The sequence below is a fragment of the Butyrivibrio sp. XB500-5 genome, assembly GCF_003625505.1.
Classification (GTDB): domain Bacteria; phylum Bacillota; class Clostridia; order Lachnospirales; family Lachnospiraceae; genus Butyrivibrio.
In genome coordinates this window covers 266,045-279,685 of the sequence record NZ_RAIS01000004.1, presented here as the reverse complement: position 1 = coordinate 279,685, position 13,641 = coordinate 266,045, and the positions used below count along the sequence as shown (strand labels likewise).

Annotated in this window: 15 protein-coding genes; 14 read left to right on the top strand and 1 reads right to left on the bottom strand. The window is 44.2% G+C overall.

What is annotated here, in order from left to right:
* The first annotated feature begins 67 nt into the window (after positions 1 to 67).
* The 10 genes from D6856_RS09340 to thiI all read left to right on the top strand — a co-directional run bounded on the left by D6856_RS09340 (position 68) and on the right by thiI (position 10,727).
* Positions 68 to 421, top strand: a complete 354-nt coding sequence (locus D6856_RS09340) for an ArsR/SmtB family transcription factor (protein ID WP_120686651.1) — start codon at positions 68 to 70, stop codon at positions 419 to 421.
* A gap of 57 nt (positions 422 to 478) precedes the next feature.
* Entirely contained in the window at positions 479 to 1,342 is an 864-nt protein-coding gene (locus tag D6856_RS09335) for an aldo/keto reductase (RefSeq protein WP_120686650.1), read from the top strand.
* Positions 1,343 to 1,529: 187 nt separating this feature from the next.
* Positions 1,530 to 2,564: a heat-inducible transcriptional repressor HrcA gene (gene hrcA, locus D6856_RS09330; RefSeq protein ID WP_120656237.1), complete on the top strand. Its 1,035-nt coding sequence runs from the start codon at positions 1,530 to 1,532 to the stop codon at positions 2,562 to 2,564.
* Between the two features lie 38 nt (positions 2,565 to 2,602).
* Positions 2,603 to 3,271, top strand: a complete 669-nt coding sequence (gene grpE / locus D6856_RS09325) for a nucleotide exchange factor GrpE (RefSeq protein WP_330544229.1) — start codon at positions 2,603 to 2,605, stop codon at positions 3,269 to 3,271.
* Between the two features lie 41 nt (positions 3,272 to 3,312).
* Positions 3,313 to 5,193, top strand: coding sequence for a molecular chaperone DnaK (gene dnaK, locus D6856_RS09320; protein ID WP_120686649.1), 1,881 nt, complete (start codon positions 3,313 to 3,315; stop codon positions 5,191 to 5,193).
* A gap of 15 nt (positions 5,194 to 5,208) precedes the next feature.
* On the top strand, positions 5,209 to 6,396 hold the full coding sequence (gene dnaJ, locus D6856_RS09315) for a molecular chaperone DnaJ (protein ID WP_120686648.1): 1,188 nt from the start codon (positions 5,209 to 5,211) through the stop codon (positions 6,394 to 6,396).
* Between the two features lie 161 nt (positions 6,397 to 6,557).
* The gene (gene prmA / locus D6856_RS09310) at positions 6,558 to 7,595 is read left to right on the top strand and encodes a 50S ribosomal protein L11 methyltransferase (protein WP_120686647.1); all 1,038 of its coding nucleotides are present in this window, start codon (positions 6,558 to 6,560) and stop codon (positions 7,593 to 7,595) included.
* Positions 7,595 to 8,347 carry an RsmE family RNA methyltransferase gene (locus D6856_RS09305; RefSeq protein WP_120686646.1) on the top strand — a complete coding sequence of 251 codons (753 nt, stop codon included), beginning with the start codon at positions 7,595 to 7,597 and terminating at the stop codon, positions 8,345 to 8,347. The genes prmA and D6856_RS09305 overlap by 1 nt, the downstream gene beginning before the upstream one ends.
* Positions 8,348 to 8,350: 3 nt before the next feature.
* Entirely contained in the window at positions 8,351 to 9,508 is a 1,158-nt protein-coding gene (locus D6856_RS09300; RefSeq protein ID WP_120686645.1) for a cysteine desulfurase family protein, read from the top strand.
* A gap of 16 nt (positions 9,509 to 9,524) precedes the next feature.
* On the top strand, positions 9,525 to 10,727 hold the full coding sequence (thiI, locus tag D6856_RS09295) for a tRNA uracil 4-sulfurtransferase ThiI (protein ID WP_120686644.1): 1,203 nt from the start codon (positions 9,525 to 9,527) through the stop codon (positions 10,725 to 10,727).
* A gap of 181 nt (positions 10,728 to 10,908) precedes the next feature.
* Here thiI and D6856_RS09290 read toward each other — a convergent pair whose 3' ends face one another.
* Positions 10,909 to 11,139 (bottom strand): HPr family phosphocarrier protein, encoded by a 231-nt coding sequence (locus D6856_RS09290; protein WP_026650798.1) that lies wholly within the window; start codon positions 11,137 to 11,139, stop codon positions 10,909 to 10,911.
* Positions 11,140 to 11,194: 55 nt separating this feature from the next.
* Here D6856_RS09290 and mtaB point away from each other — a divergent pair, with 55 nt between their 5' ends.
* From mtaB to D6856_RS09270, 4 genes are all read left to right on the top strand, one after another.
* The gene (gene mtaB / locus D6856_RS09285) at positions 11,195 to 12,547 is read left to right on the top strand and encodes a tRNA (N(6)-L-threonylcarbamoyladenosine(37)-C(2))-methylthiotransferase MtaB (RefSeq protein ID WP_120686643.1); all 1,353 of its coding nucleotides are present in this window, start codon (positions 11,195 to 11,197) and stop codon (positions 12,545 to 12,547) included.
* 92 nt (positions 12,548 to 12,639) lie between these two features.
* Complete coding sequence (locus D6856_RS09280; protein WP_092247489.1) at positions 12,640 to 12,915, top strand: IreB family regulatory phosphoprotein; 276 nt, start codon at positions 12,640 to 12,642, stop codon at positions 12,913 to 12,915.
* A gap of 9 nt (positions 12,916 to 12,924) precedes the next feature.
* Entirely contained in the window at positions 12,925 to 13,347 is a 423-nt protein-coding gene (gene ruvX / locus D6856_RS09275) for a Holliday junction resolvase RuvX (protein WP_120686642.1), read from the top strand.
* Positions 13,348 to 13,359: 12 nt separating this feature from the next.
* Positions 13,360 to 13,623, top strand: a complete 264-nt coding sequence (locus D6856_RS09270; RefSeq protein ID WP_092247485.1) for a DUF1292 domain-containing protein — start codon at positions 13,360 to 13,362, stop codon at positions 13,621 to 13,623.
* The last annotated feature ends 18 nt before the right edge of the window (positions 13,624 to 13,641 follow it).

The window sequence follows — 13,641 nt, the reverse complement described above, 5'->3', positions numbered from 1 at the left end:
ACTGTTTAAACAAATGAACAGATTAACTGAAAGCGATGTGCACCCAAAAGTACATCGGAGGTGATCCATGGACTCCAAAAAAGAATCAAAGAAATTACTGTCTGAGTTTAAAGAATGTCAGAAAATGCTTGCGGCGATCGGTGATGAAACGAGGCAGTACCTGATGTCTGTGATGATAATGGAAAAATGCGGAGGAACGAGAGTGGTAGATCTGGCTGAAAAGACGCATCTCTCAAGACCTGCCGTTTCTCATCATATGCAGATATTAAAGGACGCGGGATTTGTTACTTCAAGAAAAGAAGGAACAATGATCTATTACTCTATCAATGCGGACAGAGCGGGAATAAAGAAGGTCAGAGATCTGCTTGATCATATTGAGGAACTGTTAAACGAGGAATGCTACTATGAAGAAGATTTCTGAGAATGCCTGCACAATAAGATGATTCTTTTCAGACTCTGATTTCGGAACAGGAGACGAATGGAATACACAACATTATCTAACGGCGTAAAAATGCCTATGCTTGGATATGGCGTTTACAAGATCGAACCACAAGAGTGTGTCAGATGCGTGCAAGATGCGATAGGTGCGGGAAACCGTCTGATAGATACAGCACAGTTTTATAAAAATGAAGAGGAAGTCGGAGAGGCGATAAAAAAGAGTGCGGTGCCCAGAGAAGAATTTTTTATAGTCGACAAAGTCTGGATAACCAATTCGGGATATATAAGAGCCAAAACTTCTATAGAAGAATCACTTTTAAAATTACAGACGCCGTACATAGACTTACTCCTTATCCATAAACCCGCCGGTGATTACTTCGGGATCTACCGCGCAATGGAGGAAGCGTATCGGGAAGGAAAAGTACGAGCTATCGGAGTTTCTTCTTTTAATGAAAAAGAACTTCGTGAGATTTATGAGTTTGCAGAGATCAAGCCCATGGTCAACCAGGTCGAGACTCATGTTTTTTATCAGAGAAAAAAGCTTCATGAATGCATGGAAGAGCTTGGAGTCAAGCATATGTCCTGGGCACCGTTTGCGGAAGGGAAAAGAAACATCTTTGAAAATCCGGTACTTACCGAGATAGGTAAAAAGCACATGAAGAGTTCTTCGCAGGTTTGTCTGCGCTACATGCTCCAATCGGATATTATCCTTATACCTAAATCCACACATATAGAAAGAATGAAGCAAAATCTTGATATATTCGACTTTGAACTGGATCGGGAAGATATGGAGAAGCTCAGGGAACTCAATGAGGAAAAGGGAATTTCACCGGTTGAGATAAGCGGGTTTACCGGAGGATTGTATTACTTCTTTTTTAAGGCAAAAGAGTTCTTTAATAAATAATAAAAAATCTGTAGATTCGAAATGCGATGAGCCGCAAGTCGAGTTTACAGATTTTTCATTATTTCAGATAGTTGACATCATCCTATGGTAGTGATATTTTAATGTTAGCACTCAATCATGGTGAGTGCTAACACCTTAAAAACCATCCCATGAATTTTACCGGTGAATACATAGGAAGGTGGACATTTTGGAACTTGATGAGAGAAAAAGAAAAATATTAAGAGCTATAGTTCAGAACTATTTGGAGACAGGCGATCCCGTCGGAAGCCGTACAATTTCCAAATATACCGATCTTAATCTGAGCTCCGCTACTATCAGAAATGAGATGGCGGACCTTGAGGAAATGGGGCTTATTATCCAGCCGCATACATCGGCAGGACGTATTCCCTCGGATCAGGGCTACAGAGTTTATGTAGACGAGATGCTCAGAGATAAGGAGAAGGAAGTTGAGAACATGAAGGAGATGCTTCTTGATAAAGAAGAGAAGCTTGAGAATCTCCTTAAGCAAGTGGCTAAGACGCTGGCTATCGATACCAACTATGCCACGATGATCTCAGCGCCTCAGATCAAGAAGAACAAGCTCAAGTTCATACAGATTTCCAAAGTAGATGATGAGCATCTTCTTGCGACAATTGTCATTGAAGGTAATGTCATCAAGAACAAGATCATCCCTGTAGAGGAGGTTCTTGACGATGCGACTATGCTCAAGCTCAACATACTTTTGAATACCAGACTTGACGGACTTGCGGTTGAGGATATCAACCTCGGACTTATATCCGCAGTCAAGCAGGAAGCGGGTATTCACAGTGGGATCATCGGAAACGTGATCGATGCTGCGGCTGAATCAATCACTGCAGATGAAGATCTTCAGATATACACAAGCGGAACGATGAACTTTTTCAAATATCCCGAACTTACGGACAGCACCAAGGCGGGCGAACTCATCAGCACATTTGAGGATACCAAGGATCTTGGCAGTATCGTAGAGGGAACGCTTTCCGCAGAGACCGATGAGACCGGAATCCAGGTTTACATCGGAAGTGAGACTCCCGTACAGGCGATGAAGGATTGCAGCGTTGTAACCGCAACCTACGAGCTTGGGGACGGAATGAGAGGAACGGTCGGAATAATCGGTCCCAAGAGAATGGACTACGACAAGGTTATCTCAACACTTAAGAATATGAGACATGCCCTAGACGATCTCTACAAGAAGGGCAAGTAGTACTTTGATAAAAAGAAATAAGTTCAGGAGGCAATGAGTTGAGTAGTACAGATAAGCAGGCTCAGTCAAAGGCAAAGAAGCCTGTGAGCGAGAAAGAAAAAGAAGTTCTCGAGAACATCATGGATGAACTTGAGAAAGAGGCTCAGGAAAAAGAAGAAACTGTAGCCAAGACAACGGAAGCAGAGGCAGCCGAGGCAGAAACAGAAGCTGAAGGCGAAGAAAATGCTGACGAAAAGAAGAAAGGTCTTTTTAATAAAAAAGAAAAGAAGGACCCTCTTAAAGAAAAAGTTGACGAACTTAACGACAGACTTATCAGACAGGTCGCTGAGTTTGATAACTTCAGGAAGAGAACAGATAAGGAAAAGGCTCAGATGTTTGAGCAGGGCCAGGGAAGTGTCCTTGAAAAGCTTCTTCCTGTAATAGATAATTTCGAGCGAGGACTTTTGGCGGTTCCCGAAGAGGAAAAAGACGGAGCCTTTGCGGATGGTATGAACAAGATCTACAAGCAGCTTATGAAGCAGATGGAAGATCTTGGAGTAACCCCAATTGAAGCTGTGGGTAAAGAATTCGATCCAAACCTTCACAATGCGGTTATGCAGGTGGACAGCGAGGAGTATGAATCCGGAGTTGTTGCACAGGAACTTCAAAAGGGATATATGTTCCACGATACCGTGCTCAGACACAGCATGGTTGGTGTTTCACAATAAAAAATACAGAAAATTAAGATAGTATACGGAGGAAATTTAAAATGAGTAAGATCATAGGTATCGACTTAGGTACAACCAATAGCTGCGTTGCAGTTATGGAAGGTGGAAAGCCTACTGTTATTGCAAACGCAGAGGGCGCAAGAACAACACCTTCAATCGTAGCATTTACAAAGAACGGCGAGAGAATCGTAGGTGAGCCCGCTAAGCGTCAGGCAGTAACAAACGCAGACAACACCATCGCTTCTATCAAGAGAGATATGGGTACTGACAACGGACGTACAATCGACGGCAAGAAGTATTCACCTCAGCAGATTTCAGCCATGATCCTTCAGAAGCTCAAGGCTGATGCAGAACAGTATCTCGGCGAATCAGTTACAGAAGCGGTTATCACAGTTCCCGCATATTTCAATGACGCTCAGCGTCAGGCAACAAAGGACGCAGGTAAGATCGCAGGACTTGATGTAAAGAGAATCATCAACGAGCCTACAGCAGCAGCTCTTGCTTACGGACTTGATAACGAGAAAGAGCAGAAGATCATGGTTTATGACCTTGGTGGTGGTACATTCGACGTATCAATCATCGAGATCGGTGACGGTGTCATCGAAGTTCTTTCAACAAACGGTGATACACACCTTGGTGGTGACGACTTTGACCAGGCTATCATCAATTGGATGGTACAGGATTTCAAGAATAAAGAAGGCGTTGACCTTTCAGGCGACAAGATGGCTATGCAGAGACTTAAGGAAGCTGCAGAGAAGGCTAAGAAGGAGCTCTCTTCTTCTACAACAACCAACATCAACCTTCCTTTCATCTCAGCAGGCGCTGACGGCCCTAAGCACTTTGACGTAGATCTCACAAGAGCTAAGTTCGAAGAGCTTATCCACGACCTCGTAGAGAGAACAGCTATCCCTGTTCAGAACGCTATGAAGGACGCAGGTCTTACAAACGCAGATATCGGAAAGGTTCTCCTTGTTGGTGGATCAACTCGTGTTCCTTGCGTTGTTGAGAAGGTTAAGCAGCTCACAGGCCAGGAGCCTTCCAAGAACCTCAACCCTGATGAGTGCGTAGCTATCGGTGCTTCTATCCAGGGCGGTAAGCTCGCAGGAGATGCAGGCGCAGGCGACATCCTTCTTCTTGACGTAACACCTCTTTCACTTTCAATCGAGACAATGGGTGGTGTTGCTACAAGACTTATCGAGCGTAACACAACAATTCCTACCAAGAAGAGCCAGGTATTCTCAACTGCAGCCGATAATCAGACAGCCGTTGACATCAACGTTCTTCAGGGTGAGAGACAGTTCGCTAAAGACAATAAGTCGCTCGGACAGTTCAGACTTGACGGAATCCCTCCGGCAATGAGAGGTGTTCCTCAGATCGAAGTTACATTCGATATCGATGCAAACGGTATCGTTAACGTATCAGCTAAGGACCTCGGAACAGGTAAGGAGCAGCACATCACTATCACAGCAGGCTCCAACATGTCTGATGAGGATATCGATAAGGCTGTAAAAGAGGCTCAGGAGTATGAGGCTCAGGATAAGAAGCGTAAAGAGGGTATTGATGCCCGCAACGATGCTGATGCATTCGTATTCCAGACAGAAAAGGCTCTTCAGGAAGCAGGCGACAAGATCGACGCTTCTCAGAAGCAGACTGTAGAAGATGACATCAAGGCTCTTAAGGAGACACTTGAGCAGACTAAGGATAAAGAGCTTTCAGACAGTGAGATCGACTCACTCAAGAGCCAGAAAGAAAAGCTCATGAATGACGCTCAGGCACTTTTTGCTAAGATGTATGAGAATGCACAGGCTCAAGGCGCGGGCCCTGATATGGGTGCACAGAGCGCAGGTCCTGACATGGGCGGAGCTTCAAATGCAGCTGATAACAACGACAATGTTGTAGACGGCGATTACAGAGAAGTTTGATGATTGAGGAGTATTATGTCAGAACAAAAGCGTGACTACTACGAGGTGCTTGGCGTTAGCAGAAGCGCCTCGGACGACGAGATAAAAAAAGCATACAGAGTGCTTGCCAAGAAGTATCATCCGGATATGAATCCGGGTGATGCATCTGCAGCCGAGAAGTTCAAAGAGGCTTCTGAGGCTTATGCGGTTCTTAGCGATCCCGAGAAAAAGCGCCAGTACGATCAGTTCGGACATGCGGCATTTGAAGGAGGCGGAGCCGGTGGATTCGGAGGCTTTGACTTTAACGGTGCCGATTTCGGTGATATCTTCGGCGATATCTTCGGTGACTTCTTCGGTGGCGGAAGGTCACGTGGCGGAGCAAGAAGCGGCCCCTCTAAGGGAGCCAACATCAGAGCCAGCGTCAGGATCACATTCCTTGAGGCTGTCTTTGGCTGTGAAAAGGAGCTTGAGCTCACCATTAAAGATCCCTGCCCTAATTGTCACGGCACAGGAGCTAAGCCCGGAACTACCGCTTCAACTTGTACACGATGCGGCGGTAAGGGACAGATTGTATATACACAGCAGTCTTTCTTTGGTACCGTAAGAAATGTTCAGACCTGCCCCGATTGCGGAGGAACAGGTAAGATCATCAAAGAGAAGTGTCCTGATTGCCACGGATCCGGTTATATCGCAAGCAGAAAGAAGATCAAGGTCAGCATTCCCGCGGGAATCGATAACGGACAGAGCGTTAGGATCAGAGATAAGGGTGAGCCCGGAATTAACGGCGGACCCAGAGGAGATCTTCTTGTTGAAGTTGTTGTATCCGATCATCCTATTTTCCAGAGAGAGGGTATCAACATCTATTCAATGGTTCCCGTTTCATTTGCTATTGCTGCACTTGGCGGAACGGTTCTTATCGATACCGTTGACGGTAAGGTTGCATATGATGTAAAGGCCGGAACTCAGACAGATACAAGAGTAAGACTTCGCGGAAAGGGCGTTCCTTCACTTCGTGATAAGGATGCTAGAGGCGACCACTATGTAACACTTGTGGTTCAGGTTCCCGATAAGCTTTCCAAGGAAGCAAAAGAACTGCTTAAGAAGTTCGATGAGAAGACAGGTGATTCACTTACAGCCGCCGAGCGTATGATGGGATCAAAAGATTCCGATGACGACGGCCCCGGAGGTAACGGCGGAAAGAAAAAGAAATCTTTCTGGAAGTGATTTTGCATAAAAAACGATTTGTGTTATACTTCCGTAGTTAGAATAATAACTACGGAAGTTTTTTAAGTAATCACCAGACTCGGTATTATCGAGTCGTGGTGTACTACTTAGTTCCGGCGAGCGGATGCGAGAGCGGAACCTCATTGAAATAGGTGATTATCATGAAATGGATGCGTTTTAGAGTTCGTACCAATGAAGAATCGGAAGATATAATAGTAAGTTACCTTCAGGACATCGGTCTTGAGGGCGCTCAGATTGAAGATAATGCACCGCTTTCAACAGCGGATAAGGAGCAGATGTTTATTGATGCTCCCGAACTTGAGCCTGACAAGATCAATACCGAGCTTACAGGCGGTGCGGCATATCTCAATTTCTTTTTGGAGATTGATGATGACAATATGCTCACCATAGAGCTTCCTGATGATAACGGAGAGTACGTTAAGATAAAGAAAACTCCCGAAGAAGTTAAGGAAGAGATGAAGGAAAAGCTGGATGAACTCAGAAGCTTTTCCGATATCGGCGACGGAACCATATCGGTTGATGTTACCGAAGACATAGACTGGATCAATAACTGGAAGCAGTATTTCCATAAGTTTTATATAGATGATATTCTCGTTATCCCTTCATGGGAAAAAGAGAATGATGAAGATAAAGACAAGGCTTCGATGGTCCTTCACATCGATCCTGGAACGGCTTTCGGAACGGGAATGCACGAGACAACACAGCTTTGCATCCGCATGCTCAAAAAGTATGTGACTCCCGAGACGGAGCTTCTTGATGTCGGAACGGGAAGCGGTGTTTTATCTATTTTGGCGCTTATGTTCGGTGCCAAGCATGCAATGGGAACAGATCTTGATAAGTGCGCGGTTCCCGCTGTAAAAGAAAATATGGAGAATAATGGGATAGCTCCCGATAAATTCGACATGCTGATCGGTAATATCATTGATGATAAGGAAGTTCAGGATAAAGTCGGTTATGATAAGTACGACATTGTAGTTGCCAATATCTTGGCCAACGTGCTTGTTCCGCTTACACCCGTTATATTGGATCAGCTCAAAAAGGGTGGTATCTATATTACATCAGGTATCATCAATACCAAGGAAGAAGAGGTTAAAAAGGCGCATCTTGATGCCGGACTTGAGATTCTCGAGATCCACCATCAGGGAGATTGGGTTTCAATTACTTCGAGGAAAAATTGATGTATCACTTTTTTGTTGAAAGCTCAGCCATTTCCGCAGACCTTAAGAAAGTGGAGATAACGGGAGACGATTACAATCATATAGCCAATGTCCTTAGGATGAAGGTTGGAGAACAGTTCTCCGTCAGTGTCAGAGAAGAAGGGGACGGAAGAGAGCTCTTTTACGAAATAGAAGAGATCACAGGCTCATCTGTTATCGGAAACCTCTGTTTTATAGAAGAAGTAGGGAACGAACTTCCGTCCAAGATATATCTTTTCCAGGGACTACCCAAGGTGGACAAGATGGAGCTTATCATCCAGAAAGCCGTAGAACTAGGGGCTTTTGAAATAGTTCCCATGTCTACCAAGAGATGTGTCGTTAAGCTTGATGAAAAGAAGGCGGAAAATAAGATCAAGCGCTGGAATGCGATCTCGGAAGCTGCCGCTAAGCAGAGTAAGAGAGCAGTTATTCCCAAGGTGACAATGCCAATGACGATCAAGCAGGCTGTCGCTTATGCAAAAGAACTTGATGTTAAGCTCATTCCTTATGAGCTTGCTGAACATATAGATGAAACTAAGAAGATTATAGAATCCATAGAGCCGGGACAGAGTATAGGCGTGTTCATCGGGCCGGAAGGCGGTTTTTCGGAAGAGGAAGTTGCGCTTTGCAAAGAAAACGGTATACAGCCGATCACGCTCGGAAAGAGGATTCTAAGGACCGAAACAGCTGGTTTTACCATTATTTCATGGTTAATGTATCATTTAGAAGGATAAGAAATGGAAGCATATTTGGATAATTCGGCAACGACCAGAGCGTTTGATGAAGTGGCCGCGCTCGTTGCCAAGGAGATGACTGTAGAGTACGGCAATCCTTCAAGTGTTCATCACTTGGGTGCTGTTGCCGCTGAGAGAGTTGCGGATGCGAGGGAGACTATCGCATCGACGCTTAAGGTTGATCAGGCAGAGATAGTATTTACATCGGGCGGAACAGAGTCCGATAATTTTGCGATAATAGGTGCTGCCAGAGCCAATAAGTGGCGCGGCAATCACATTATCACAAGCTCCATCGAGCACCCCGCAGTGCTTGTCACAATGGAATATCTGCAGAAAGAGGGCTTTGATATCACATATCTTTCTGTTGATGAGACGGGACGTATCGATCTTAATGAGTTAAAAGAAGCTATAAGACCCGAGACCATTCTGGTATCTCTTATGTTTGTTAATAATGAGATCGGTACGATAGAGCCCATTGAGGAAGCCGGCAATATCATAAAAGCCGCAAATAAGGACATCGTTTTCCATGTTGATGCCGTTCAGGCGTACGGAAAGGTTTTGATCCGTCCCAGAGCGCTCAATATAGATCTTTTGTCTGTCAGCGGACACAAGATCCATGGACCCAAGGGAATAGGCTTTTTATATGTAAAAAAAGGAACAAAGATAGTTCCTATAAATTATGGCGGAGGCCAGCAGAAGGGAATGAGATCCGGAACCGAGAATGTGCCCGGTATCGCAGGACTTGCGCTTGCCGCCAAGATGTGTTGCGACGGACTTTCGCAGCACAGCGAAAAGCTTTATGAACTTAAGAAATATCTGATAGACAATCTCGAAGAGAGGCTTACGGATATCAAGATAAACGGACCAAAATGCGATGAGGGAGCGCCGCATATAGTCAGTCTTTCCATCAAAGGACTTGCTGCGGAGACGGTTCTTAACATGCTGAGCGGAAAGGGTATTTATGTTTCAGCGGGATCGGCATGCACGTCCAACAACCCTCATGTATCCGATACGCTCAAAGCCATCGGAGTTCCGAGAGAGCTTCTTGAATCAACGATTCGTATCAGTATGTCGGTTATGACAACAAAGGAAGAGATAGATCTTTTGCTGGATACACTCTGCTCACAGGTAGAGACCATGAGAGAATTCTATCGCCATTAATGAAAGAGGATCATATATGCAGTACCATGCTTTTGTAATTAAGTATGCGGAGATAGGTGTAAAAGGAAAAAACAGATACATTTTCGAGGAGGCGCTCGTTAAGCAGATAGAGCGTGTTCTTTCCAAGTGCGACGGTGAGTTTAACGTAACCAGAGTAAACGGAAGAATGTATGTTGACGCCAAGAATTTTGATTTTAACGAGACTGTGGATCAGCTCAAGACTGTCTTCGGTGTTACGGGAATCTGTCCCGCAGTATCAATAGAGAGAAACGGAGACGGTAATCTTCCCGATGTTGCAGGCATTTCCAAGGCTGTTGTTGATTTCGTTGACGGAGTTTATCCCGATAAGAAAAAGACATTTAAGGTTAAAGTAAGACGTGTTGATAAAAGCTTCCCCATGGATTCCATGGAGCTTGCGGCTCATCTCGGAGGAGAGATCCTTGATGCATATGATGAGATGACGGTTGATGTACATAATCCCGACATTCTCATAAATGTAGAGATCAGAGAAAAACTCAACATTTTCTCCGAAGTAATTCCGGGACCCGGCGGAATGCCGATCGGAACAGCAGGAAAAGCGATGCTTCTTTTGTCAGGCGGAATCGATTCACCGGTTGCCGGATACATGATCGCCAAAAGAGGTGTTGATATCGAGGCTGTTTATTTCAATGCGCCTCCTTATACAAGTGAGAAAGCTAAGCAGAAGGTTATCGATCTTGCGGGAGTTATTGCCAAGTACACGGGCAAGGTCAGACTCCACGTAATTAACTTTACGGATATTCAGATGTATATCTACAAGCAGTGCCCGCACGATGAGCTTACTATCATCATGAGAAGATATATGATGAGGATCGCTGATATCATCGCTGGACAGACAGGATGTATGGGACTTGTAACAGGTGAGAGTATCGGACAGGTGGCTTCTCAGACCATGCAGAGCCTTATGTGCACGGGTGAAGTAGTAACGGATATCCCTGTTTACAGACCTCTTATCGCATTTGATAAGCAGGATATTGTTGATATTTCTTATAAGATTGATGCTTATGAGACTTCCATTCTTCCTTACGAGGATTGCTGCACGATCTTTGTTGCAAAGCATCCCGTTACAAAGCCAAGGGCCGAGATTATTAGGAAGCATGAAGAGAACCTTACGGAAAAGATTGATGAGCTGGTAAAGACAGCAATTGAGACTGATGAGGTGATAGTTATAGAAAAATAGAGGGGCGTGATAAGTGCTCTGCTCTGGGATATGCACTAAATTCGGAAGGACCGCATTAAGTGCATCCCCATGGCTCGCACTAAGCTCGAAAAGACCTCGCTAAGTGCTCTGCTCAAATAAAAAGACCATCCAAGATTGGATGGTCTGAAATGTCTTTTTTATGGATCTAATCCCAAAAAGATTAGATCATGTAAGGCTTTAATACATTAAGAACCTCATCTGCGCCGTCTTCAGCGTGGATATTCAGATCGATAGGCTTAGAAAGATCGAGTGAAAAAATACCCATGATAGACTTAGCGTCGATAACATATCTTCCTGAAACAAGATCAAAGTCATAATCAAACTTTGTGATGTCATTTACGAAAGATTTTACCTTATCGATTGAATTTAAAGAAATTTTTACGGTCTTCATTGCGCAAATACCTCCTTCTTTTATTTCATAGTATACGTAGAAAGTGTAAAAGTCAATGCCAAAAAACGTCGCAGGACTAAAGATTGCCATGCACAATCTGGGTTGTAAAGTTAATAATTACGAGATGGATGTCATGGGCCAGAAAATCAAGGAAGCAGGCGGGATTATCGTGCCTTTTTCCGATAAGGCCGATGTCTATATCATAAATACCTGTACGGTTACCAATATCGCGGACAGAAAATCCAGGCAGATGCTCCATAAAGCAAAGAAAGAGAATCCTGAGGCGATAGTGGTTGCGGTCGGATGCTATGTTGAGACGGGAAAAGAGGGGGTGCTCAAGGATGAGAGCATTGATCTTGCTGTCGGAAACAACAAGAAATCCGAGATTGTTGAGATACTCGATGAATTTATAGACATCAGAAGCGTGGAAGATGATAAGACTCTTCACGGAACGTCTATAATAGACATAAATCACACGAATGAGTACGAGAACATGACGCTTTCTGAGCTTCCCGAGCATACGAGAGCCTATATCAAGATTCAGGACGGCTGCAATCAGTTCTGTACTTATTGCGTTATTCCTTATGCCAGAGGAAGAGTGCGCAGCAGAGATATGAAGGATATCCTTGATGAGATAAAAGGTCTTGTGAATAAAGGATGTAGAGAAGTTGTCCTTACGGGAATTCATATAAGCTCATACGGGATGGAAAACGGAGAACAACTCCTTATTCCGCTTATCGAGAAGATAGGTGATATTGAAGGAATAGACAGGATCAGAATAAGCTCTCTTGAACCCAGGATAATGACCGAAGAAAACGTCAAGAGACTTGCAGCTGTAAAGAAACTCTGTCCCCATTTCCATCTTTCCCTTCAGAGTGGATGTGACAGTGTGCTTGCGAGGATGAACAGGCATTATACAGCCGACGATTTCAGAAAAGGTGTAGAGCTTCTTCGTGAGTATTTCGATAAGCCTGCGATCACGACAGATATTATCGTGGGATTCCCGGGAGAGACCGAGGAAGAGTTTGAGGAATGCAGAAAGTTTGCCGAGGAGATCGATTTCTACGAGATGCATGTGTTCAAGTATTCTCCGAGAAAAGGAACTGTTGCGGCAGGAATGAAGGATCAGCTCACTGACAAGGAAAAGAGTGCCAGAAGCGATGTGCTTCTTGATTTGACAAAGAAGCAGTCTGAGTGTTATCGTGAACTCTTCATTGGTAAAGAACTTTCGGTTCTATGGGAAGATGAGGAAAGAATAAGCGGTAAGAGATACATGATAGGGCATACTGACAGATATGTCAGAATTGCAGCTCCTATGCCCGACGAAGCCTCTGAAAATGCAGGCTCAGGAGACATTACCACTGTTATACCCAGAGCTTTCTTAAGCTCCGATACGTTGCTTATTTGATTTTCTTATGTCATAATAATTGTGTACCGTTTTTTTACAGATTCCAAGCGGAGAGAGAAGTCCGCTTCAATAATATATGAATGGAGAATACTATGGCAGAGCAGGATTTAGGAAACACCCAATTTTTTAAAGTTGAGATTGAACCCGAGACAGGTGTTAAGAAGGTTCTTTCTGTGGTATACGATGCTCTTCTTGAGAAAGGATACAATCCGGTCAACCAGATCGTCGGATATATCATGTCGGGAGATCCCACTTATATTACAAGCCACAAGGGTGCAAGAAGCCTTATTATGAAGGTTGAGAGAGATGAACTCGTGGAAGAGATGCTTGCAGAGTACATCAAGAGCAACGATTGGGCTAGAAAGTAATACGATAATATGCGGATAATGGGGCTTGATTACGGTTCCAAGACGGTCGGAGTAGCCATCAGCGATGCGCTTCTTCTTACCGCTCAAGGTAAAGAGATAATCCGTAGAAAAGAAGAGAATAAACTTAGAAAAACGCTGGCACGCATAGAGGAGCTTATTGTGGAATACGGAGTCGAGAAGATAGTTCTGGGACTCCCTGTTAACATGGATACCACACCTTCTGTGCGATCAGAGTTATGCCTTGAATTCAAGGACAAGATTGAGAGAAGAACAAACATCCCCGTAATAATGTGGGATGAGCGCCTTACTACGGTAGAGGCGGATGAGATAATGGACGAACTCAGAATACGAGGTCGCGAGAGAAAAGAATACGTAGATATGATCGCAGCTCAGATAATACTTCAGGATTATCTGAACAACAGAAAAGATTGAGAGAAAACCGATTTGGAAAAGATTATTTTTAGTCCCGACGGCGAAGAACCTGTAGAGTTCTATTGCCTTGAACAGACAGTTATTGGTGCAAAAACATATTTGCTTGTAACAGATGAAGAGGATGGTGACGGAGAAGCGCTCATTTTGCGCGACGACTCCGATATTAAAGATGAAGAAGCGGTTTATGTGATCGTAGATGACGAAAAAGAACTTGATGCGGTCGCAGGCGTTTTTCGCAAGCTGCTTTCAGAAGACGACATAGATCTCGATATTTAACGGGTAACTGGTTATTAT